This is a genomic window from Allofrancisella inopinata (genome assembly GCF_012222965.1).
GTDB lineage: Bacteria > Pseudomonadota > Gammaproteobacteria > Francisellales > Francisellaceae > Francisella > Francisella inopinata.
Genome location: NZ_CP038241.1, coordinates 1568114 through 1592823, shown reverse-complemented (window position 1 = coordinate 1592823; position 24710 = coordinate 1568114). Strand labels below are relative to the sequence as shown.

Genomic DNA, 24710 nt, shown 5'->3' with positions numbered 1-24710 from the left:
AAAACTTCATTGTGTACAAATAATCATTCTAAAGATTTAGTAAATATCACCCTTAATGTTTATAATATAACCATATTTAATGTATCGTAGGTAGATATATGAAAGTTCTAATAGTTGGTGCTGGCCCTACAGGTCTTACTTTAGCTGTAGAATTAGCTTATAGAGGTATCGATGTTCGAATTGTTGAAAAAAGAAAAAATGCTTCTAATTTATCTAGAGCTATAGGCATCCAGCCAGCTACTTTAAAGAGATATGAACATTTAGGAGATATCAAACAAAATATACTAGCTGAAGGTGTACACATACCACACGTAAATATTTTTCGTCATGATAAACTTCTAGTAAGTATAGATCTAAAAAAATATTTGGCTGATGATGAGCTTATGATCTCATTGCCTCAAGATAGAACAGAAGCAATTATAGAGCAGAGATTAAAAGAACTTGGTAGAGAAGTTGAATATGGTGTTGAGCTAAAAAGCTTGCATCAAAATGATGATGCAACAGTTACAGCAGAGTTTTTAAATGCTAAAGATGAAACTTTTGATTATGTGGTTGGTACAGATGGAGCTCATAGCAAAGTTAGAGAATTAGCAGAGATTGAGCAACAAGGTTATGTACTTCCTGATACATGGTATATAGCAGATTTTTATGCCAAGTCAGAAAATATTGACGCAGCTACAGTTTCAAATACTAAAACTGGCTTGCTTTTTATGATGAGAATGGCTGATAAGAGATATAGAATTGTTTCTAACCATGAGATAGATTTAAAAAATTTACCGTATAAGCTAGAAGTTGATAATGTTTATCGACAAGGTAGCTTTAAAATATCTATCAAGCAAGCTAAGCAATATTTTAAAGGACATATTATCCTCTGTGGTGATGCAGCACATACTCATTCTCCTGTTGGTGGTAGGGGTATGAATTTGGGTATAGCGGATGCATTTGCTGCAGCCAAAGCCATTGTAACAGGCAATTTAGCAGCTTATAATGATAAGCAACATGCAAAAGGCAGAGAGATAATAAACATGACTGAACGTATTAGAAAATTTGTTATGTCACAAGGCCAAGGTAACGCATGGCTACTTAGGGTAATTCTTTTAATTTTGTCTAAGTTACCATGGTTACAGCGCAAGTTTGCTAAAACTATAGTTACTTTTTGAGCTTTTTTTAAGAGGTTTTACATTGAATTGAGTTGTGGAAATAGTTCACACGAGTAGTGTTCCCTAAAAAAATTATGTCATGCACTACAAACCAATTTAGCTTTGATTCTATGTTCGTAGATTAGTTTATTAGTGTCATGTTACCTCCAGACTAATTAACATTTATTTAACGACGCTTTCACATAAACGGCTCCTATCATTGATGGTTTTTCTTATGCTGAATTAAACCAGAGTTTTGTTTAAATGCTTGACCACAAACTTCACATACAAATATTTTTTCTTCTCCATGTGTCTGCATATGTGCCTTCAAATTTCCCTGTCGGTTAAAGCTCTTATTACAGCCTTCATGCTTACATACAAATGGCTTTAGCTTTTCTCTTGTTTCAGCATGTGTCTGTAGATGTGCCTTCAAATTTTCCTGTCGGCTGAAGCTCCTATTACAGCTTTCATGTTTACATACAAATGGCTTTTCTCCTGTATGTGTCTGCTGGTGTCTCAGCAAATTCGATCGGGAGAAAAAACCTTTATTACAGCCTTCATGCTTACATACAAACAGCCTTTCTCTTGTTTCTGCATGTGTCTGCTGGTGTTTCTGCAAATCCGATCGGGAGAAAAAACCTTTATTACAGCCTTCATGCTTACATACAAACAGCCTTTCTCTTGTTTCTGCATGTGTCTGCTGGTGTCTCCTTAAATTCGATCGGGAGAAAAAACCTTTATTACAGCCTGCAAAATCACATTTATGATTTTTTACTTTTATGTCTGTTTGCTCCTGTTTATAAAGACTACTTTGATTATCAATATTAAATTCTTTTTCTAAAGCTTCAAGTGAAGTACTACAATCTTTCCTTTTTTGGCCTATCATATTACTAGAAGTCTGTGGAAGTAAATTTTTAGTAGATAAAGTAGATTTTTTAGATATACTGGCACTTAAATTACTTTTTGGGCTAGTATTCACAGTAGATACAATCTGATTATTATTATCTTTTATTTGCCCTGCAAAATAATGGTCGCCAGTATAACCTAATGTGATGATATTATGACCATTACCAACCGTTTGCATATTGTTACCGCCTACATATGTTGAGACAATATTAATACTCAAGCCCGGGTAAGCCAATGAGAGTAATTGTGGTGCTAAATCGCCAGCAGAATTATTCCAATTACCCATCTGAATTAGGCTACTTCTAATATTAGCTAAGTTACCCGCATTATATCCAGAATTCCTTAAAGCTTGCTGAAAATTATAACTATCAAAAACTTGTAATAAATCATATCGCATTGCTTGGATTATTGCTTCATCACTAGCTCTATTGATAGGTAATAAATGAGCACTATTATTATCTCTTGCTGCTCTTAATACTGCTCTATAGAAACAATTTCCATCCGATTCTACATCTTTATAATTACTTATTTTATACCACTGGTTATCAGGTGGTCTCCTTGGTGTCTTAGAAGGTGGTTCATATTGTAAAGCTTTAATTAGTAAGTCAATTACTTCCTTGCTAAGGTTTATATTAGATCGGTCTGAAAAAACTTGAGTTTGTTTAAAGTTATAAAATTTATCTATTTCTGGTAAAATATCTTTACTAAATTTAAGCTTATTTTCTCCATTAAACTTACTTCTTACAATCCTGCTTATAATTATAATTTTTGATATATAATTTGTGATGTTCTTTATCTTTTTCTTAAAATATGGACTACTTCTATTAATAATGTTTTTTGATAAAAGAAAATTTAATTCTTGAGCTGTTAATAAATCCTCCCTAAGAGATCTGGCTTTATCTAAAGGGTTTTGGTTATTGATCTTTAAAGTCATTAAATGTAATTGTTTTATAAATTTGACTAATTCATCAAAATCCTGTTTATCCCAAAATGTTTTGAACAAATTATCAAAAATTTCCTTACCATCGTTGTGATTATATTCTATTATTGTGAAACCACTTTTTGCTCTAGGGTTTTGAGAATATTTGTTTGGGTTATTAAACATACTTCCATAATAGCCTAAAGCCTTATCTGTACTTTCAAGTTCAGTTTTATAATTATAGCAAAATACAGATAAAAGAACTCTAGCGTAACCATTAGCAAAAAATCCTGATTTTTTTCCTTCAAACTCTTGTTTCTCTTTATATACTGCATTACTTGAGTAAAGATATGATATATGAACAAAGTTTTGTTTAGGATGTTTAGGCTTATTATTACCAGAATTATCCCAATTATAGTAACAGTGTAACCCATGATCTATCGGAGTATCGTAAACCAATACTGCTAAAATTAATTTAGTTACTTTACAAACTAATAATAATGCTCCTCCACCGATATCAGGTAAAAATGGTCTTAATAGATTATCTTTTGGATTATCTATTAGAGTAACTAACTCTTCAGGTTGTAATTGTTGTTTACAAGCATCTACACTCAACTTAGGAATTATATACTTATTATCTTGAAGAAGCTGATTTTTAGTTGCTTCGGCATATTCTTCTGATATTACAGTTGGTTTTTTGCTACCAAATTTAAGATATGTATACTGTATATAGCCAAAGGCTATTTTAAATCCTGTACTCTCATAAACTACAGAAACTAGCTTCTCTGACCATGGTATAACGTAAATATCTGCTGCAATTGTATTTAAAAAATCTTTAAATCCTTCAGGGGCATATAAATTATATAACATCAGCAATATCCTTAACTAAACAAGTCAAAAAGTAAAATAAATATAAAACAATACTAATTTTTTATACAATATATTTAAATATATTTTAACTTAATTTTTTGGTATAGTAAATTATTTTACATTAAGCTAAATAAGTTTGCAGCTTTAACTGGTTATATTTTCTTTTAGAAAAACTTACTTTTAAGAATGCTTATGAGATATAAACTACATATGATAGTTGTTATAAGGAAGCTAATAGGTATATCTATATAGTATGCTATAGCTATACCAGCCCATACGGTTAGTAAAGAAATTATAGAGCTTAGAAATATTGGTTTATAAAAGCCGTCAACCCATTGTATCGTAATTGCAGCAGGCCCAATTAACAAAGAAAAAATTAATAATATCCCAACTACCTGACAAGCCATAGACACAGTAATAGCTATAGCTATAAAAAGTATTACAGAAAGTAGTTTATTTGGTATTTGTTTTGCTTCTGCAAATACAGGATCCAGAGAGGATATAAAAAGAGGTCTAGCAATAACTATCAGTAAGATAATTGTAAATATAGCTAAGCCTATAAGTACATATATTTGTTCAATAGATACTGCTAGGATATTTCCAACAAGTATAGTCATTACCGAACCGGAATAACCTGTTTGGTATAAGAAAAGAAAATAGGTGCCTAAACCTAGGAAAAACGTTAAAACTATTCCTATCGCAATATCATTTTTTTTAACTTTATCACCAAAAGTTCCCATAAGAGTACCAGCTATTAGGTTGATAACTAATTGGCCAGTCATAGGTGAGAGATTTATTAATACAGCTCCAGCAGCTCCAGTAAGGCTAATATGCCCCAAAGCATGGGATGCAAACGATAATCTACGAATTATCACGAAAAAGCTTATGACTCCACACATAACCGCAATAATACTTCCAGCAATAAAAGCATTTTGCATAAAGGTATAGTTAAACACAGATATCCTCCTGTAAGCAAGGTAATTTGTCACAGTAGTGGCAAGTGCCGTCTTTAAAATGGATAAAAGCATCTAGCTGAGAACTTATTTCTTTCATGTCATGAGATATTATTAACAAAGTAATATTCTCTTTTTTATGTATTTCTTTTAAGCTTGCGATAAACTTTTGTTTTGCATTAGGATCTAAATCTGACAATGGCTCGTCAAGCAAAAGTATTTTCGGTTCGTTTATTAGAGCTTGAACTAAAAATATACGTCTTTTTTGACCACCAGATAGATCTTTAAAAGGCTTTCTAATATATTCTTTAGTTTCGGTAAGTTCTATAAGATAATTTAATTTCTTTTTAAATTCTTTATTAAAGAAAGGCAAACCCCAGGATTTTGGTTTGAAGCTGTATTTTATTAGTGTCAAACCAGAAGTTTTTTCCTCACAATTAATTTCACGTTCTTGGGGGATATAACTAATAGTATTTAGATCTATTTTACCTCCATTTACTGTGATTTCTCCTGCAATAGCTGGTATTTTTTTAAGGATGGTTTTAAAAAATGTCGACTTGCCTATACCATTTTTTCCAACTATCCCTACCCATGAATTAGTTGGGATATTTAAGTTAAGAGGTTGGCTTAAAGGGACATTCTTATAGCCGATAATCAGATTTGAGCATTTAATCATTTTGAGCTGTCTTACTATTTTCTTTAGCTAGCTCTAATGCTTTTGCTGTAGTATTTAGAGTTTCAATCATCCAGCTTATAACGTTTTTATCTGCAGGCATTGTTTCTGTAACTCCAACTACAGGAATATCATTTTTACCAGCAACATTTAATATATTTTTAGTAGTGTTGTCTGTAACTTGTTTGTTGTAAAATAATACTTTTACTTCTTTATCAGCAAAAAGTCTTTGGTAATCTATTACCATTTTTGGACTGGGTTCTGAATCATTCATTATAACCCATTGGAAATCTAAACCTTTCATATCTAAGCCAAGAGCTGTAGCCATGTAACCAAACAGAGGTTCTGTTGCAGTGACGGGGGTACCTTTATATTTTTTATTAATTTCGGTTACAAGCTCAAACACCTTTTTATATTCCTGATTAAAGGCTTGGTAATTTTTACTGTATAAATTACTATTTTCTTTATCCATTTCGGAAAAAATAAGTTCTAACTTTTCTGCTAAGGCAGGAAAAGTTTTTGGGTCATACCATAGATGGGGATTAATACCTAAACTTGAAGTGTTTTCAAAATTACTTAAGTCTTCTACTTTAATTACTCTTGCCTTTTTATTACTTTTTAAAATAGAGTCCACCCATGAATCGTAATCTGCTCCATTGTAAATAATCACCTCAGCATCAGCTAGTAGTTTGGCATTTTTTACTGAGGATATAAAAGTATGAGGGTCTCCATCAGCGTTACTGATAATATTTGCAACATCAACATTATCTCCACCAATCAGACTAGCAACGCTGCCATATTGGTTTTCTGCAGCTACGACATTAATTTTTTCAGCAAAGGTTAAACTACAAAATCCGATAAATAGCAATAAAAGATATGATAGCTTTTTCATTATATAACTTTAGAAAAGATTTGTTTAAATAAAAATAATAAATTAAATAATTAACTGAGTAAAGCACTATTGTTAGCTTCTAGAGTCTTTTATGAAAAAACCTATTATAAAAGAAAAAAACATTAATACAGGGATAGCTATCATGGTTGTTTTAAATGCGAAAAGTTCATGATGTGATTGGCTTATGTAGTTAATAACTTCTCCCGTTAGTGGTTGTAGGACACCGCCACTAAGAGGTAAGAATAAATTTACTAAAGCTAAAGCTGTAGCGATGCGTGTTATTGCAACAGTATTTCTTAACGCTGAAAAATTAAGCACGTGAACTGCTTGAACACCACCAAATAATAAGCATAATATGAAAACTATATATACGTTAGTATTTACGTATAGTAATAAGATAACGACAAATATCCCTAACAAAGGAGCTATTATAAGAGGCTTTCGTTCTCCATCTAATAACGTAGCGATCATCCCCCAGATGGGACTAAATATAGCGACACCTATGAAAATTAAGGATGTGCAAATCCCGGCATTGTATTGAGAAAAACCTAACAATTTTAAATATTTTATTCCCCATAAATCAGCAAATAGTACAGTAGTGCCATAGATAGTAAAGCAGTATATACCATTAAGCCAAATTTGTTTATTTCGTAAAACTTCTATTAAGTTGATTAAAGAGCTAGTTGGTTTGTCTTTAAAGAGTATATTTTTAGAGAATTCAGGGTGAGTTTTAATTATGAAAACACTTAGTAAGAAAATAATGATTGAAATTAAAAAGACCCCGCTCATAATCATTGAAATATTAAAATATTTTGATAATACTACAAGGGGGGCTGCTGATAACATTGCGCCAAAATATAAAAAAAATTGAGTAAGTCCAGTAAATAAAGGAAATAGTCGCGCAGGCAACCAAAGGGATATGCTCTTAAAAGCACATAAAAATGCAAATCCTCCTCCTAACCCAGCAAGGCTACGATATATAATAATACCATGAAGAGAGGTTGCTATGGTGGCAATAAATATTGAAACGCTAAAAATTAGTGTGCTTACAATCATGATTCTTTTTATGCCAAATTTATCTACTAATAATCCTGCAGGTAGTTGAGCAATTACATATGTTAGATAAAAGGCAGAGCTAGATAAAGAAATATCTTGAGCAGACATATTGTACGGGGAGATAGAAAAAGAGTGATACAATGCTCCGCTAGAGGATCTTATGAAATATTCTAGAGCATAGAAAAAAGCACAAATAAACCAAATACTTAACCCTAAGGTTTTTACTTTTTCCTTTAACATCAAAATGCTCCATATTTATTGATTTGTGTTAATGTTAGCCGTTTTATTGTTTAGGTGATGGTGATTCTATAGGTATTATCCTGGTATTATTTCCAGCAAATAAAATTGTTACTTGATCACCTACGTGAAGATTTTTATCATCTTCTTGTAATACTGCAATTGTACGATCATCTTTAAGCTGTATGGTAAATTGGTAAGCTTCAGCAGACGTTAAAGTTTTTTCAGTTACACCTCCAGCGATGCCTCCAACTATCGCACCACCTATAGAGCCTGCTATGCGGCCAAGTGTGCTGCCACCACCAGCAAGCGCGCCTCCAAGACCGCCAGCTAATCCGCCTACTTGTGTACCAATATTGTCTTGGCCTTTAATATTAACTTTTTGGATGTCAATAATCTTACCTTGTTCTACCTGAGAAACTTGTCCTACTGAATTAGCTGAGTAGGTTGGTCCAGAGCTAGAGCAGCTAACTAGAATCACAGATATAATAGTTAATAAAACTATACTATAAATTTTTTTCATTCAATAGGCTCCCTAAATTAACTAGAACAACAGGTATAATAGTTAATAAAATTATACTACAAATTTTTTTCATTGAATAGAGCTACTAAATTGAAAGTCTACTTGCTATAGTTGCTACTCTTCTGCCTAGAGTTTTACATATCCTAATTTCGTCATCAGATAGTGTTTTATTAGCTGAAAATGTGTTTAAATGTGATGCTCCATAAGGGGTTCCTCCTGTACGAGTATGCTCCAAAGCTTGCTCACTGTATGGTATGCCGACTATCAAACAACCATGATGCATAAAGGGGATCATCATTGATAAAAGAGTACTTTCATGTCCAGCGTGCATCCCTGAAGCAGCTGTAAAGAAGCCTACAGGTTTATCTATTAAGTTACCTTTAAACCATAAATCACTGTGTTTTTCTAGGAAGTGTTTAAGTGGTGAGGCCATATTACCAAAGTAAGCTGGGCTGCCAACAATTAAACCATCACAGTTAGCAAGATCCTCTTTTGTTGCAAACAGATCTCCACTTTCTGGAATAGAAGGTTCAGTTTTTTCTATGTTGGCAGAAATGTTTGGTACTGTACGAATCATTGCTTCAGCTCCAGTAGCTTCAACACCAAGAGCTATCGTATGAGCCATTTTTTTTGTACTTCCACCTTGACTGTAGTATATTATTAGTATGTTTTTCATTGCTTTGTTTCTATGTTTATTGAAATTAGATTATACAAAAAATATCTGCTAGTTTTTAAAAACTATTGGATATGGGTCTTTAAAGAATATGTCCGCAAAGACTGTTCTACTGTAGCAGCATCTATGACTCTTATCAGTTTGTTTGCTATCGTACCAACTTTTTTTATTATAATAAATATTTTGAATGTTTTTAATGTATTTAATTCTCTTTCTAGCAACATTCAAACATTCTTGTTTGATAACATGCTTCCGGCTACAGCTGCTACTGTACAGGAGTATATCCTAAGTATTTCTAATAATATGACTTCCTTACCAGTACTTTCTGTACTCTTTCTTGTTTTAATTATATTTTTAATGATTAAAAACCTAGAAATGACTTTAAATAAAATCTTTTTTGTTAAAAAAGCTCGTCCAATGATACAAAGCTTATTAGTATATTGGGCATTAATGACAATGGGCCCTTTACTATTAGGGTTTGTTTTTATTTCTAGTACATATATATTATCTATGACATGGTTTTTTAATGGTATTGGAGCCAAGCAATACTTTTTGAACTCTTTATCTATAACGTTTTTGACAGCGGGTTTTTTCGTAGTTTATAAAATACTTCCGAATACAAAAATTAACTCATGGATAGCTTTAGTAGTAGCTTTATTTGTAACTATAGTTTTTTTTATAGCAAAAAGAATATTTTCTTTATACATGTTTTATGTGCCTACATATTCAGTTATTTATGGCTCTTTATCACTAATTCCAATATTTATTCTATGGGTGTACGTAATTTGGCATATTACTTTGCTAGGTGCAGTTATGATCAGGGCTATACAGTATATGAAAATCACTTTAGACTTCAAAAAAGAGGTCAAAAGAGATGATTTAAGTATTGGGATAAACGTTCTAAAAGAGCTATATTTGGCTCAAAAAGAACAAACAGATGGTTTATCAATAGATGACATCTATAAAAAGATGTCTGTAGCTAATTATGATAAGATTAAAAAAATACTTTATGCTTTGGAGGATAAAAGTATTATTCGCATAGATGTAAGTGATAAATGCTTTATCAATTGTGATATATTTGATATTAGTTTACAGCAAGTGTATTTGGCTTTTAGTCCAACGTTGAATTTTAAAACGAGTTCATTTAGAAAAATTAATGCTATAAAATCGCAGTTATATAAAGAACTTGATGTGAAATTACATGAATGTTTTAACTAGGTGATTTAGATGCTTTTAAACTTTCTTGATTATTTTGCCTTAGTAGTTAATGTGTTGTACACAGTGTACCTTGCTAGATTAAAGGTATGGTCATGGTCTTTGGGTATAGTGGGTGCCATTGCTCTTTTGGTTTTATTTGCTCTCAAAGGAATTTATTCTCTTGTTTTATTACAAACTGTTTATGTAGGCTTTTTTAGCTTTGGCTGGTATAAGTGGTCTAGGCAAGGAGTAGAGGGTGAAAAGCAAGCTATTAGGTGGATGGGTGTAGCTGATTATATACACTATAGTTTTTATACGATAGCGTTATGTTTATTATGTTTAGGGTTTAATTACCTTACAAATTCAAGTGGTATTGTATCCACAGGTATTCTAACGGGTATAACGTTTACAGCTATTATTATGACTATCCAGAAATTTATGGAAAACTGGGTAGTTTGGATAATCTCAGATCTGTATTTTGTTGTAGTAATGTATCAGCAAGAATTATATGGTCAAATTATTCAGAATTTTATATTTTTTCTCACAGCAGTATATGGGTTTTACTATTGGTATATTAACACAAAGGTCACTAAAAACTAGACTATGATAGTAAAAGTCGCTTTAGCAGTTCCACCGGCTTATTTATTGGATTATAAAGTAGATGGACAAAATTTAGATTTATTTGACAGAGTCTTAGTACAAGTTGGCAAGCGTCAACTTATAGGCTTTGTTGTAGCTAAAGATGTTACGGTGGATTATGAAATCACTAAAATAAAACCAATAATTAAATTGCTTGATAAACCTATAAGTTTACAAATGCAGAAAATTATCCAATGGATAGCTAATTATTATTGCTGTGATCTATATAGTGCAATACGTCTGGCTTTGCCAAATGACTACTTTAGAAATGAAATTATAGTTCCACGTCAAGAGGTTTTTGTTTATATTAATCAGGTTAAGTTACAAAGTTATAAACCTACACTTAAACAGCAACAGTTATTAGTAAATTTTAAAGAAAGAGAGCTTATTAATTTTGAAGAGCTAAAAATTTTAGGTTCTATTCACGTTATTAATAAACTTCTTGAGAAAGGGGTTTTGCTGAAGAAGACACAGTTGAAAAGTTTACCTACAAAAATTGTTGAAAGCGATCGTTCTAAAAAATTAACTAAAGAGCAACAAAAAGCTGTAGAAACTATTTTAAGTGTAGATACCTTTAAAGTTTTTTTACTGTATGGTGTAACAGGTAGTGGTAAGACGGAAGTTTATTTACAAACTATTAGTAGATATCTAGAAAAAGCAAAGCAAGTTTTAGTTTTAATTCCAGAGATAAACCTTACACCACAAACTGTAAGTAGGTTTGAACAACGCTTTAATGGTAAAAAAGTGGTTGTGTTACATTCTAAATTAAGTGAAAAAGCACGTTTGACTAATTGGCATAATATAAAAGAGGGTAATGCTGATATTGTAATCTCAACTAGAAGTGGTGTTTTAGCAGATTTTAAAGACTTAGGTATAATTGTCGTAGACGAGGAGCATGATACCTCATTTAAACAACAAACTAGCACTATACGTTATAATGCCCGTGATGTGGCTATATTCAGAGCAAAAGAGTTAGATATACCTATTATATTGGGTAGTGCTACTCCCTCTATTGAAAGTTACTATAATGCCCTAATAGGTAAATACAAGCTTTTGTGGCTTAAAAGTAGAGCTCTCAATAACCATACAAATGAAATCAAACTTTTAGATTTAAAATCAGCAATTGTAGATAACGGTATAAGTAATACGCTTTTTTCGCTTTTAGAAAAAAATATTAATTCCTACCAGCAATCATTAGTTTTTATCAATAAGCTTGGCTTTGCAAAAGCTTTAGTGTGCAAGAGTTGTGGGACTGCTATCGAATGTGAAAAATGTGATAAATCTTATACATTACATACTCATCCTTATCAGTATTTAGAGTGTCATTTTTGTGGCACGCGTAAGACACTAGTTATTGTATGCCCTTATTGTGGAGGAGAGTTGTTTACTTATGGTGTAGGAACTGAAAAGATCCAATCTCGGCTAGAGGCTAAATTCCCTTATAATAAGATCATTCGTTTTGATAGAGCTAATGTCAAAAGTATAGATGACCTTGATAGTATAAATAAAATGATTAGCTTAAATATGGTTGATATTGTAGTCGGTACGCAAATGATAGCTAAGGGCCATCATTTTGCAAATATCACTTTAGTAGGGTTGATTAATATAGATGCTGGATTTTACAGTACAGACTTTCACGCGATAGAAAAAACTGCCCAAATGATTGTGCAGGTATCAGGTAGAGCTGGTAGAGCAGATAAAAAAGGATTGGTTTTATTACAAACTTACCAACCAGAAAATAAGCTTTTACAACTATTGGTGAGTAAGGATTACTTAGAATTTTTAGATTATTTGCTAGAGCAAAGAAAATATGCAAATTATCCACCATATAGTTATCAAGCTCAGGTGATTGCGGAATCCAGAAAAGGAACAGATATTTTAGAGTATTTAAATACTTTACATAGTCATATAATTTTCGCTAACGATATTACCATATCAAAACCGCTGCCCGCATTACACTTAAAAAAGAATAACATTTACAGGTATAGTTTATTGGTGACATCCCCATCTCGCAAGCATATAAACACTTTAATTAGGTGGATAAAAAGTACCACAGAAAAGCAAACACCTAAATCAATAAAATTATATTTTGATATAGATCCAGTAGAATTAGTTTGAACCATTTATAATATCTACTTTTTTATATATGCTTTTCTACTTAAGTGTTTAGTGAGAGCTATATTTTTGGCATAAATCGGAAAATTGATGGTTGTATTGTTGTAGTACGCGATATTTATCCTCACAATTTTGTAGCTTAATTAGCTTTTCTATTTGCTTACTTATACTATTCCATTTTTGCATCAACTCATTATACGAGTCTTTATTAAGGTATAATGCTTCTTGGGCTTCTATGATTTTATTTTTGAGCGTATTTAAATCATTATTATAATCGTTATACTTTATGTTGTTTTTAACATATGTATCCTGGCATTTACGTGACTCTACGGTTTGCTTTTTAATTTCATCTTGAATGGCGCATTTAGCTTTTTCAAACCCGGAATATTTCTCTTTATAATCTAAATAATCTTGCTCATATATAGAGATTCCAGAATTCTTTTTTATATATGCATCTAGTTCTTTATCTAAAGAGTCAAGTTTGTTTTTTATATCATTAAAAGATTTTTCAAGGTTTTGGATAGTCCCCATCTTCTTTGAATATATACCATAATTTTTATCGAATTCTAACCGATTATCGCTTATCCTTGATTCTACATTTTTCAAAGAAAGTTCGTTATCCTGTTTTTCCCTCATAATAGTGAGTTGTCCAGACACTAGATTTTCAAGAGAAAAAATAATTGAATCTAGTTTGCGAAAATGATATTCAATCGCAGCATCTTTAATTCCCATCACGTTCTTTTTGAAAACGGCACTATGTATACGATGCTGTTTATTCGCGATCAAGCTTAGAGCTTCATTACGGGAATATTGTAAATATTTACCATTTATAGCTAGAAAATTTTTCCATATTGGAATAATATCTTGTATAAACTGTATTTTATTTCTATCTGTATAGGAAGTTCTTATATCCTCTATTCTTTTAAAAGTATCTTTATAGTGTTGCACATCTCTAGATCTGTATTCTTCGATATTAAATACATGCTTTGCATATACGCATTGTAACCATTTTATAACTATTTGGCTAAAGAACGGGTAGTATTCTTTATTATTATTTTCATTTATCTTGTCGAGATTGAGATATGTGGATATATTATTAATTGCTAATAAAATGTTAGGCACAGGAGATACTTGATTGAAATTTACTTTTATTAAATCATTACTTAAACCAGATGTTATATCATGTATTGTGTAGATAAATGCAAAAGCAGCAAATATAGGATCTAAAAGGCTGTTTCTCATACGGGGAGTATTAATAGCATCTTTTGATATTGCAATTGAAGATGGATGAAATGGAGAAAGATCTGACATCTCTGTAGCACTTTTTAATTGTCGAGAAGAGTATTCAAAATCGTATTTCAAATGTCTTAATTTTTTGATGGCATTTTCTAGTGCTATACATGACGATTGTTTATTGGATTTAGGACCATTATTTCTAATAGTAAGTGCTTGGTTAAAACCAATCTCAAGTTGGTTAATCATGCCTATACACGATTGGTTCAATTTTAGAAGAGATTTGGCATGATGGTATCCAAAATCTTTCTTTGAAACTTCTTCATATCTTGAATTTATTTGCTCTAATATGACAGGGTTTACCATTTCCAAAGTTTTTCCGTAAGGTCCAAACTCTATTATATCCATTCAACAACCTTCTAAATTTAACAAGTATTAGTATTAAATAATAACATAATACTTCTGGGATTGTATTACCAAGAGTTAATAAATAATTGAAAAAAGATTCTAGTGTATTATATGTTAAGGATAGAAGATTAGAAACCTCTCGAGTTAATACACTATTTAATAGTTGTTTTACAAAGCCTGTATTAATTGAACAAAAAAATTTAGCAGGTATTGAAGGCTTATTGAAGACTATTTTTCACAGACATCGTCTTTCCAGCTGCTAACCGCAATGTGCAAATTTGTAAAATAATTGTTGAAATGAGGTTATTAAAATAGTGATAGTAGGCAAAGTATGACCTCTTATGAAAGTACAGATTGTGAATGATGGACAAAACATAACGTAATAGAGACCAAAGTTGATAATACTGAAACTAGTTTTATGGATATAGAATCTAGGTTTATAGATACTTTTGCACTAAAAAAAATATGTGTTTATAGCATTGATTACTCATATTCCAAATAAACTGAAGAATAACTCTAACAAAGTTTTTGATCACCTGAATGAAACTGTATGTAAAAAGATTAAGAGTGGCCGGTCTTGTAAAGGTATTCTCTATCCTGATTTCTGGAATCATACTATACTTAATTCTTCAGTTATTTATGGTGATATTGAATTAGCTATGAGGAGACTGAAGACATGTCTATGAACCTTACAAATTAATCAGGAAAATAGTTTAGAAATTCATTTTGGTTTATTTTAAAGTCACACCAAAAATAGTTACCATAGTTAGGGTTATTTAAAAAGGGTTTCTTACTTTCAAAATATTTTATATTCTTTCGGTGGACAAATTTATTAACAGCTAGGTTAATATTTAAATTTTTTGTCATCCATGGGGGATCAACAGCAATATTGTTTCTATAAAAAATAACGGTATCATTTAGCTTATTCCAGTTTTTAAAAATGTATAAAAATTCAATCTGGGTACAAGGAACATAGTTACTATTTGGTACGGGTTCTTGGTTAAAAAAAGAAGCAAGAATTTTGTCATCTATCCCATCAAGAATGAAATGAATTTTAGCTTTATACTGCTGAGCTAGCAATAAACCAAATTTACAGCTATCCCGTATTATCTTCCACCTTTTCTGCTCGAGTAACCGATCATCTTGCCCCTTATTTTTATGATTTATTTCAAAACCACCAGTTCTATATGTCATTAACTTGTCTTTATTAACCTTAAAAGCGCCTCGTCCATTATTATAGCTATGTTCAAAGTAAGCTTTAAGATTTTTTAAATATCTGATAGCTTTTTCACAATAAATATCCAAACTATTAATGTTATCAATAGAATCTTTTTCACCTTGAGTGGTAACATGAGATTTTGTATTTTCGACTATTTTAGAAAGTTTAGCCAAATCTTGTTGATAGGAAAAAGTAATCGCTGGGTTTTTTTTTAAGTTATTCTTTAATGACTTAATATATTGCATAGAGTTTTGTAATGTATACTTCTCTTTTGCAAATTCTTTCAGCGTTTCTAGATACTGAGCTCTTTCTTCTATATATTTGACAAAATCTTCAAAAAAATTGAGGTTATCAAGACTTTTTTTCGAATCAAGTTTGATAATATCATTGTTATAGAAATCAATAAATGGAAGTGTATGTGGAGGTATCATCGCTGAAAGCTCTCCAAAGCTTAACTTTTCTTTACTTAACTCTTCTTTATGTTGGGTTTGGCAAATCCATATAGAAGGTCACCTCTTAGATGATCAAATTCTTTATCTAAAAATTTCATTCTCAAATCTCCTCTAAAATTGTAGTTAGTATAAATTAAACAAAATTTTGCATTATATAGGATAATAAGTTAGCACCAAATCATTATTTTAAAATTCACCTCTGCGGTTAGCAGAGTAAAAGCATAATGCCGTTTTTGTTAATGCTGTTTTATAGTTTGTTTAAATAATACAAATTTGAAGGATAAATTGATATGGGTTGAATTTAATAACTCACCTTACGCATTTTAGTTATGAATTTCTAATTTCATATAACTCCTTAAGAGCAATAGCGTTAGATCTAACTAATAGCTTATATTTCAGAGCGAAGTGGTTTAGTGAAGTTTTTATCTTAAGCATTTCTAGTTTACAAAAAGCTACTAATGAGCAAAAAATATGATTTCTTTGAGTTTTCTCAACTTTAGTTGGTGAGGCTGATAAAGAAGTATTTTGCTTAATTGATTTATGATAAACCTCTATTTGCCATCTTTTTTGATAGTCATGGTATAACTGATTAGAATCTATTTCTAAATCATTTGTTACAAGATATAAAATTCCTTTTGTACCGTTCTCGTTTATGAAAATCTTTTTTGTTAAAAGCACAGGGAAATTCATATCTTTAAGCCATATCTTTAAAGATTCTCCATCAGCAATATCAAGTTCAGAGAGCTTAATAAAATCCTTACTCTTTCTAGCATAATCACTCAAGGCAACAACTCTATTTGACTTCATACCAAGTATAAATTTCTTCGATAATCTATGATGTATGAAATTCATATTATCTTTAGAGCAAAACCAGCTATCTGCCAAAATATATTTAAACTTAACATGATTAATAACTGCTCGATTTATCATGTTTTGAAACATTTGGTTTTTAGTAACTTTAGATCTTCTTTTATACCGCTTATCTTTTTCATCATAATATCGCTCATCCTTTTTCACTATCTCATAGTCTATAGGAATAGATAAGTTTGATGTACTAAGCATACATGAGACTATATTAATACCCTTTACATGAACACTTTTAGCATGAGAGTGATGCCAACAGACTATATCATTTTCATCTGTGCTTGGCTTTTCACTAATTGTATCATCCAAACAAAGAACATCGTATTCGCTGTTATGTTTTCTAACTAAAGGCTTTATATATTTCCAAAATTCTAAGCTTGTTAAATCTGACTTGTTTAAAAACCTTGTTATTTTGTCATGTGATACTTCTTGATCTAATATATCTGATAATTTTGTGGCTGTAGCATACTTAGTTTGGCTTATAAGATAGTCTGTGTATATATCTAGTAAATCCTTGTCCATTTCTTAAAAAACAGAATTTTTTCCTATGTCCAGTATTCTAAATATCTTTTTAAAACTTACAATCTTTTACGTAAGGTGAGTAATTTACTAGAATCTCCCTTAAATAGAACTTCTTTTAAATCATCTTCTGGTAAGTCTAAATCTCCGGCTCCCATCATATTTAAAAATAATTTTAGTTGATCGAACCCATCATCTATAGTCTCTCTCTTTTCTTCAGGATAATACTTTGTAGCATATTTATCTAAGGTGTCACGAATATCAGATATTCTTTTTGAATCATACAAATGCAGCTTACCATCAACTTGATACATATGCTCATCGATCTCATCAAATAATGTTTCTCGTTGCCTTTTAGTAAGATTTTCAGAGGGGATAAATGAAATCAGATGTGCAATTAGATCACAATGAGTACTAGACATCTGCTTCTCAAGAGGCATTACCACTGATTGATACTCATTGTATAACTCATCTACTTTTTCTTCTGCTTTTTGATTCCTTACTTCTGCTTTTTCTATTTTTTCCCATAATATTTGTAATTTACTCTTATCCGTCGTTTTAGATGCGTTTGGATCTGTAATATTTAATATATCAGTGCTCATTTTATTGTCCTGTTGAGATTATTAATAGCTTATTTTTTTTACCATTTCCTAGAGAATTCATCTACCACATGTTCATATGTGAAACTTAAATATATTGATGTAGTTGCAAACCAGCACGGTTCGAATGACTCTTCTACTACCTCTACAATTAACTCTATAAAATCAGTGTAATCATTCTGCACATGAGCTTTATCTCATGCAACTATGGATCATATGGCAGTACTTCAGGATATAGAGGCTACTTAGTTTAATTCTTTAGATTCTTCATATAGACTATCAGCCCTTCAATTGTGTGGCAAATCACGTCTCTGTTGATGCGATAGAAAGATTAATGTCTCCACTTCTTAGTACTTCTAATTTATAATCAGCAATAAATCTATTAATATGCGAAAAATATTTTTGCTTACGAATACGATAATGCTCTAGTATTTCTTCAAAAACTCCATCATCTGCTTCAGGGGATCGTTGCGCCTTCTTACAAGTAACCAAAAAACCATCAATAAGGTTTTGCTGTTTTGATCCATCCTGCTCTCGCTCTAACATCACACACAAATTCCAAGAGACTATTGCCATTTGAAAGGTCATTCTTATTTGATCATCTGTTTCAGCGTAATCAAGCATATCTGATGCAAATTCTTTTATTATATCAGACATTTTAAAGCCGTCGCTTTCCTTAACCTTTATATTCTTATTCTTTCGCACAAGCTCTTGCTGGTGCTTATTCATCAATTTTCTTGAACCATCAGTTGACGTGTTTGACTTAGAACTAAGCAAATCTTCCTTACCGTAACAACATTTCTTATATTTTTTGCCAGAGCCACAAATACATGGCTCATTCCTACCTATTTTCATCTAATCAGCTCTCTACTTTCTATTTTTCTTAATTACTCCTTTCTTTAACTTGTCTACTGCTTTGTCTTTCTTTAGCTGGTAATAGTTTGTATTTACTTTTGCTATTTTTTGCATAGAAGCACACTGCTGCTTTGACACTTAATTATAACATAAACCTCTACTTTGATAATAAGATTGGCTAGCACTGTCTTCCTGCTATTAGCTTTGATGAAACTATGAAGAGAGGAGAGCTTATAAAGGTTTTTGAAATTATAAAGGGTACTAAATCTAAGATACCTTGTGATTGTGTAATTCTAATAAAGAATCGTATTGACCATTTTTAATACGATAAAAGGTGCCATTACTGATTCGATGTTTCTTCATAATATTAGCAACGGTTAAACTAGATGTTATATCATCTTTAACCTCTTTTATGGTTTCAGGTGATATAGACATTTTTCTACCTAATCTTTTACCATCCTTTTTAGCTTTGAGAATGCCCTCTTTTTGTCTTTCCCTACGTATTTCATTTTCAAACTCTGCTATAGATGATAATATTTGGAATGTTAACCTACCATAACTAGTAGTTGTGTCTATTTGTTGATCTATAACTACAAAATTTACTTCCTTTTTTTGCAACTGTTCAACTATTTTACCCAAATGAAGAGAGCTACGAGCGATTCTGTCGAGTTTTGTTACTACAAGAGTATCATCACTATCTCTAACATAATCTAAGCACTTAAGGAGCTCAGGTCGCTTTTGATCCATAGCAGATTTTTTCTCTGTATAGATCTTTGTACATCCATAAGCTTTTAGCTTCTCAATTTGCAATTCTAGTGACTGTCCTACACTAGATACTCTAGCATATCCTACTATTGCCATTACGCTTCCCTATAAGTGGATTAATCATAAAATACAATACCCTTTATTCTTTATGTCATTATGTAGTCTATCTGGAGCTACATCAACACCGCAATCCCAAACAATGGTTTTTCCATTACCAATAAAAAACTTTCTAAACTCATCAGTCTTTTTAAGAGGCTCGAACACCCCTTTTAAATTTTCTTCATTAAAGCATAATTCACCTTTTAAACCATCAGCAAACTCAATCTCTAATTTTAAATGTTTTTTATAATTTACATTTTTTATATCCCAATACATAATAACTCCTATATCAAAGGTTCAATTTTATTACTCACCTTACGTAAAAGATTGTAAGTTTTAAAAAGATATTTAGAATACTGGACATAGGAAAAAATTCTGTTTTTTAAGAAATGGACAAGGATTTACTAGATATATACACAGACTATCTTATAAGCCAAACTAAGTATGCTACAGCCACAAAATTATCAGATATATTAGATCAAGAAGTATCACATGACAAAATAACAAGGTTTTTAAACAAGTCAGATTTAACAAGCTTAGAATTTTGGAAATATATAAAGCCTTTAGTTAGAAAACATAACAGCGAATACGATGTTCTTTGTTTGGATGATACAATTAGTGAAAAGCCAAGCACAGATGAAAATGATATAGTCTGTTGGCATCACTCTCATGCTAAAAGTGTTCATGTAAAGGGTATTAATATAGTCTCATGTATGCTTAGTACATCAAACTTATCTATTCCTATAGACTATGAGATAGTGAAAAAGGATGAGCGATATTATGATGAAAAAGATAAGCGGTATAAAAGAAGATCTAAAGTTACTAAAAACCAAATGTTTCAAAACATGATAAATCGAGCAGTTATTAATCATGTTAAGTTTAAATATATTTTGGCAGATAGCTGGTTTTGCTCTAAAGATAATATGAATTTCATACATCATAGATTATCGAAGAAATTTATACTTGGTATGAAGTCAAATAGAGTTGTTGCCTTGAGTGATTATGCTAGAAAGAGTAAGGATTTTATTAAGCTCTCTGAACTTGATATTGCTGATGGAGAATCTTTAAAGATATGGCTTAAAGATATGAATTTCCCTGTGCTTTTAACAAAAAAGATTTTCATAAACGAGAACGGTACAAAAGGAATTTTATATCTTGTAACAAATGATTTAGAAATAGATTCTAATCAGTTATACCATGACTATCAAAAAAGATGGCAAATAGAGGTTTATCATAAATCAATTAAGCAAAATACTTCTTTATCAGCCTCACCAACTAAAGTTGAGAAAACTCAAAGAAATCATATTTTTTGCTCATTAGTAGCTTTTTGTAAACTAGAAATGCTTAAGATAAAAACTTCACTAAACCACTTCGCTCTGAAATATAAGCTATTAGTTAGATCTAACGCTATTGCTCTTAAGGAGTTATATGAAATTAGAAATTCATAACTAAAATGCGTAAGGTGAGTTAATAAGAACTAAGAGTTTTTGATAGTCTAGATTGTACCCTTAATATTAATTTTGATTCCGAAATGTACCTCCTTAGGAGTTAAATACTTTAAAACAGGAGGGGAAATAACTTAGGGAATCAAGCTGTCTGGAAATGAGAAAATTATTACAAATCAATAGTTTAAGGTTCTTTTTTATCTATTCTGCTAGCAACATAGCAACCAGCACTAGTTGCTAAAAATGCTGATATTATCCATGCTAAATAATACATATATTTTCTCCTTGAATTAGTACATTTCTAATGAGTTAGCTTTAATTTCTTGGACAGATGTTCTGCGACCATTAGCCCACATTTTTTTATATACAAAGAATGTATAGCTAAAGATGATGGGTAGGATTATCACCGCAGCACACAAAATACCTATTAAAGATGTCTGACTACTACTAGCGTTCCAGATTGTTAAGCTATATTGGTGTCCACCAGTGTTAGATACCATGATAAATGGGAACAGTGCAAATCCAACAGTTAATACAGCACCAAGTATAGAAGCTGTACTTGCTAAAAATGCAAACCCATCTTTATCTTGCTTGTTAAATTTAATTACAAGCAAGGCACCAACTATAGCTAATATTGGAGCAAGCCACATCCAAATATGTGCATGGTTAAAATTATAATACCAGGAATAGTTAGTAGATACAGTGCTAGATGTGAAAGGGTGATGCAAAGCATCAGACATATTTACTAAGTTTGCATTTGGGGTATATTGATAACCAGGAATAAAAGTAATCCAGATACCAGCTATTATAAATATTAGTATATAAGTCATAGCTGATACGTTCGTTACTTTTCTAAATCTATCTCTTAATGTACCTGTGGTTCTTAATTTTGCATAGGCTGAACCATGCATAAGAGCCATGATTAAAGCAAATACGCCAAATAACAAAGCAAAAGGTGACAGTAAATGGATTAGTGTAACCCACATGGATTGGTATTGTCCATTTACTATTGTGCCGTATACTAGTCTTGCAGTATCATCATAAGATATAGGGAAGCCTAAATATAAGTTACCAACAGCTACACCCATCACAACTATTGGAATTACACTACCTAATACTAGCATCCAGTCCCAGAAATTTTTCCATTTTGGATTATCAACTTTCTTTCTGTATTCAAAAGCTGGCGGTCTTAAGAATAATCCCCATAACACCACTAAAATCGCAATATATAAGCCAGAGAAACTAGTAGCATATACTTGAGGCCATATTGCAAAAATTGCTCCACCTGCTGTAATAAACCAAACTTGGCTTCCATCCCAAGTAGGACCAACAATGTTTATGATAGCTCTTTTTTCATAGTCATCTTTGCCTACAAATTTAGCTAGAATCCCTACACCAAAATCAAAACCAACTGTAGCCGCTACTAAAAATATTAAAACACCTACAACTAGCCAAGAGATAATTTGTAAAACATCTAATAACATTTACCTCTCCTTATTTACCTTGTTTGTTTTTTTCAAAGTGATATTTACCAGTTCCTAATGAGCTAGGTCCAAGCTTAGCGTATTTAAACATTAAGAATAGTAATACAGCAAACATAGCAGTATCTATCAGCAAGAAGATTGCTATAGAGGTGGCAACATCTGTAGAAGTTAAAGCAGATGAGCTAATGCTAGTAGGCAATTCATTGTATACTGTCCAAGGTTGGCGTCCATGTTCTGTTACATACCATCCTGCTAAACATGCGATAAATGGTAGAGGTATTGACCATGTCATAATCCTTAAAGTAAACCTAGTAAAGGCGTTGCTAGTTAGAACATTTCTAATTAGTAAAATTAGACCAACTATTATCAACCCAAACATAAAGAACCCTATGAATACCATTACCCTGAAACTCCAGAAAACACTAGCAACATCAGGAACCATGTTTGTAGCAACTGATTTAACTAGCTCTGAGTTATTAGCAGCTTTAGCGATAGTTGTAGAATCAGCTACACCATATTTTTCTGTAGCTGCTTGGGTTAACATTTTACCAAAACCAATATATCTTTGATATTCAGGGTTATTGTAATATTTATAGTTACTGTTTGGCTTATCGTCGTTGTGACCAGATTCTCTCCATTTTAGAAGATCTGCATAAGCTAAACCACCTTGTTTTATCATAACCAACGCAGAAGGGACTTTTTCATAAATGCTAGGATTAGCTTCAGCTTCCTCCGGAGAGACACCAGCAGTTATGCCAGTTTTTATATTTCTGTAGTAAGCAAAGTTTGGATCTCTAGTGCCATCAGCTGTCATTTTCCCGTATAGTATTGCTTTAACGCCAGGGATTTGTACATCTGTAGAGTGAGTTGCTATCAATCCCAATACAGCTGGGATTTCGACAGCGTAATTATTTTTTTGTTCTTTTTGGCTTGGTAAAGCTACAGCATTAAATGCAGCAGGAGCTTTTGATGTTTCCCATTCTGCTTCTATAGCAGCCATTTTTAAAGGTTGTACTTTAAAAACATCAACACCGTTTGCATCACCGAAAAGTATCGCAACGATACATGTCACTAAGCCAAAGCCAAGTCCTATACCTAGAGACCTTTTAGCAAAAGCTAAATCGCGACCTCTAATTATATAGTATGCGCTAATTCCTACAACAAACATTGCTGCAGTAGTATAACCAGCAGTCATTACATGACCAAAGTTAGTTTGAGCAGTATGGTTTAAAAATACGTCTAATAAACTAACAGTTTCCATTCTCATAGTTGATGCTACAAACTCAGAACCAACAGGGTGTTGCATGTATCCGTTTGCTACTAAGATTAAAAGAGCTGAGAAGCTTGATCCTATAGCCATACAAAAAGTAGATAATAAATGCTGTTTCTTTGATAGCTTATCCCAGCCAAAAAAAAATAACCCAGCAAAAGTTGACTCAAGCATAAATGCAGCAAGCCCTTCTATAGCCAGAGGTGTACCAAAGATATCACCTACAGATTGTGAATAATAAGACCAGTTAGTACCAAACTCAAACTCCATAGTAAGTCCAGTAATAATTCCTAAGGCAAAGTTTATTCCGAGTAATTTACCCCAAAACTTTACCATATCTTTGTAAACTTCTTTTCCTGTTCTTATATACATTAGTTCCATTGTGAATATAATCCACGTTAAACCTAAAGTTAAAGGTACAAATAAGAAGTGAAATGATGCTGTTAGACCAAACTGCCATCTTGCAAGATCTACAGACATAAGCGTTGGTAACATATTGTTTTCTCCTTAGTCATTGAAGTGATAATCAAATAAATTGATTTTTTATTAAAAGTTGGAGGAAGAAAAAATAGGCTTGGCTTGGTTGTAGTCACTTTTTCTAACCTAAAACCTAAGCTTGTATATGGTTACTAGTCCCCCACTAGCTTAGATTAAAAAAGTACGCTCAAATTGTAACATAATAATTCACAAAATCAAAAAAATAAAT

Annotated in this window: 23 protein-coding genes; 5 read left to right on the top strand and 18 right to left on the bottom strand. The window is 31.6% G+C overall.

Annotated elements, in window-relative coordinates; genetic code table 11:
* Positions 1 to 98 precede the first annotated feature (98 nt).
* A complete protein-coding gene (locus E4K63_RS07360; protein WP_133942454.1) occupies positions 99 to 1160 on the top strand; it encodes an FAD-dependent oxidoreductase in 1062 nt (353 codons plus the stop codon).
* A 196-nt stretch (positions 1161 to 1356) separates the two neighbouring features.
* On the opposite strand, the gene E4K63_RS07355 is transcribed toward E4K63_RS07360, so the two are convergent.
* The 7 genes from E4K63_RS07355 to wrbA all read right to left on the bottom strand — a co-directional run bounded on the left by E4K63_RS07355 (position 1357) and on the right by wrbA (position 8844).
* Complete coding sequence (locus tag E4K63_RS07355; protein ID WP_179965702.1) at positions 1357 to 3834, bottom strand: C2H2-type zinc finger protein; 2478 nt, start codon at positions 3832 to 3834, stop codon at positions 1357 to 1359.
* Between the two features lie 164 nt (positions 3835 to 3998).
* Positions 3999 to 4772: a metal ABC transporter permease gene (locus E4K63_RS07350; protein WP_208318270.1), complete on the bottom strand. Its 774-nt coding sequence runs from the start codon at positions 4770 to 4772 to the stop codon at positions 3999 to 4001.
* Positions 4773 to 4782: 10 nt separating this feature from the next.
* Positions 4783 to 5463, bottom strand: coding sequence for a metal ABC transporter ATP-binding protein (locus tag E4K63_RS07345; protein WP_133942457.1), 681 nt, complete (start codon positions 5461 to 5463; stop codon positions 4783 to 4785).
* Entirely contained in the window at positions 5456 to 6352 is an 897-nt protein-coding gene (locus E4K63_RS07340; protein ID WP_133942458.1) for a metal ABC transporter solute-binding protein, Zn/Mn family, read from the bottom strand. The genes E4K63_RS07345 and E4K63_RS07340 overlap by 8 nt, the downstream gene beginning before the upstream one ends.
* A gap of 72 nt (positions 6353 to 6424) precedes the next feature.
* Positions 6425 to 7648, bottom strand: coding sequence for an MFS transporter (locus E4K63_RS07335; protein ID WP_133942459.1), 1224 nt, complete (start codon positions 7646 to 7648; stop codon positions 6425 to 6427).
* A gap of 43 nt (positions 7649 to 7691) precedes the next feature.
* Positions 7692 to 8168, bottom strand: coding sequence for an outer membrane lipoprotein (locus E4K63_RS07330; RefSeq protein WP_133942460.1), 477 nt, complete (start codon positions 8166 to 8168; stop codon positions 7692 to 7694).
* 85 nt (positions 8169 to 8253) lie between these two features.
* Positions 8254 to 8844: an NAD(P)H:quinone oxidoreductase gene (gene wrbA / locus E4K63_RS07325; protein WP_133942461.1), complete on the bottom strand. Its 591-nt coding sequence runs from the start codon at positions 8842 to 8844 to the stop codon at positions 8254 to 8256.
* 12 nt (positions 8845 to 8856) lie between these two features.
* Between wrbA and E4K63_RS07320 the strand changes: the two genes are divergently transcribed.
* Genes E4K63_RS07320 through priA form a run of 3 tightly spaced genes read left to right on the top strand, consistent with a single transcriptional unit; the run spans position 8857 to position 12795 of the window.
* Entirely contained in the window at positions 8857 to 10059 is a 1203-nt protein-coding gene (locus E4K63_RS07320; protein WP_133942462.1) for a YhjD/YihY/BrkB family envelope integrity protein, read from the top strand.
* 9 nt (positions 10060 to 10068) lie between these two features.
* Positions 10069 to 10638 (top strand): nicotinamide riboside transporter PnuC, encoded by a 570-nt coding sequence (gene pnuC / locus E4K63_RS07315; protein WP_133942463.1) that lies wholly within the window; start codon positions 10069 to 10071, stop codon positions 10636 to 10638.
* Positions 10639 to 10641: 3 nt separating this feature from the next.
* The gene (gene priA, locus E4K63_RS07310; RefSeq protein ID WP_133942464.1) at positions 10642 to 12795 is read left to right on the top strand and encodes a replication restart helicase PriA; all 2154 of its coding nucleotides are present in this window, start codon (positions 10642 to 10644) and stop codon (positions 12793 to 12795) included.
* Positions 12796 to 12843: 48 nt separating this feature from the next.
* Here priA and E4K63_RS07305 read toward each other — a convergent pair whose 3' ends face one another.
* The 8 genes from E4K63_RS07305 to E4K63_RS07275 form a co-directional block, all read right to left on the bottom strand.
* Complete coding sequence (locus E4K63_RS07305) at positions 12844 to 14433, bottom strand: hypothetical protein (protein WP_133942465.1); 1590 nt, start codon at positions 14431 to 14433, stop codon at positions 12844 to 12846.
* A gap of 696 nt (positions 14434 to 15129) precedes the next feature.
* The gene (locus E4K63_RS07300) at positions 15130 to 16083 is read right to left on the bottom strand and encodes a hypothetical protein (RefSeq protein ID WP_133942466.1); all 954 of its coding nucleotides are present in this window, start codon (positions 16081 to 16083) and stop codon (positions 15130 to 15132) included.
* A 348-nt stretch (positions 16084 to 16431) separates the two neighbouring features.
* Positions 16432 to 17490, bottom strand: a complete 1059-nt coding sequence (locus tag E4K63_RS07295; RefSeq protein WP_179965674.1) for an IS701 family transposase — start codon at positions 17488 to 17490, stop codon at positions 16432 to 16434.
* Between the two features lie 56 nt (positions 17491 to 17546).
* Positions 17547 to 18089: a hypothetical protein gene (locus E4K63_RS07290; protein WP_133942555.1), complete on the bottom strand. Its 543-nt coding sequence runs from the start codon at positions 18087 to 18089 to the stop codon at positions 17547 to 17549.
* A gap of 300 nt (positions 18090 to 18389) precedes the next feature.
* Complete coding sequence (locus E4K63_RS08145) at positions 18390 to 18941, bottom strand: SEC-C metal-binding domain-containing protein (protein WP_208318271.1); 552 nt, start codon at positions 18939 to 18941, stop codon at positions 18390 to 18392.
* 12 nt (positions 18942 to 18953) lie between these two features.
* Positions 18954 to 19079: a hypothetical protein gene (locus E4K63_RS08315; protein WP_280525939.1), complete on the bottom strand. Its 126-nt coding sequence runs from the start codon at positions 19077 to 19079 to the stop codon at positions 18954 to 18956.
* Positions 19080 to 19208: 129 nt separating this feature from the next.
* Entirely contained in the window at positions 19209 to 19802 is a 594-nt protein-coding gene (locus E4K63_RS07280; RefSeq protein WP_179965680.1) for a recombinase family protein, read from the bottom strand.
* A 24-nt stretch (positions 19803 to 19826) separates the two neighbouring features.
* Entirely contained in the window at positions 19827 to 20081 is a 255-nt protein-coding gene (locus E4K63_RS07275; protein ID WP_035719788.1) for a DUF2442 domain-containing protein, read from the bottom strand.
* Between the two features lie 113 nt (positions 20082 to 20194).
* Between E4K63_RS07275 and E4K63_RS07270 the strand changes: the two genes are divergently transcribed.
* Positions 20195 to 21253 (top strand): IS701 family transposase, encoded by a 1059-nt coding sequence (locus E4K63_RS07270; RefSeq protein WP_179965674.1) that lies wholly within the window; start codon positions 20195 to 20197, stop codon positions 21251 to 21253.
* A gap of 181 nt (positions 21254 to 21434) precedes the next feature.
* On the opposite strand, the gene E4K63_RS07265 is transcribed toward E4K63_RS07270, so the two are convergent.
* The 3 genes from E4K63_RS07265 to E4K63_RS07255 are packed head-to-tail and all read right to left on the bottom strand — an operon-like array spanning position 21435 to position 24499.
* A complete protein-coding gene (locus E4K63_RS07265; RefSeq protein ID WP_133941979.1) occupies positions 21435 to 21524 on the bottom strand; it encodes a cytochrome bd oxidase small subunit, CydX/CbdX family in 90 nt (29 codons plus the stop codon).
* Positions 21525 to 21540: 16 nt separating this feature from the next.
* Positions 21541 to 22734 carry a cytochrome d ubiquinol oxidase subunit II gene (gene cydB, locus E4K63_RS07260; RefSeq protein WP_133941977.1) on the bottom strand — a complete coding sequence of 398 codons (1194 nt, stop codon included), beginning with the start codon at positions 22732 to 22734 and terminating at the stop codon, positions 21541 to 21543.
* A 10-nt stretch (positions 22735 to 22744) separates the two neighbouring features.
* The gene (locus E4K63_RS07255; protein ID WP_133941975.1) at positions 22745 to 24499 is read right to left on the bottom strand and encodes a cytochrome ubiquinol oxidase subunit I; all 1755 of its coding nucleotides are present in this window, start codon (positions 24497 to 24499) and stop codon (positions 22745 to 22747) included.
* Between the last annotated feature and the right edge of the window lie 211 nt (positions 24500 to 24710).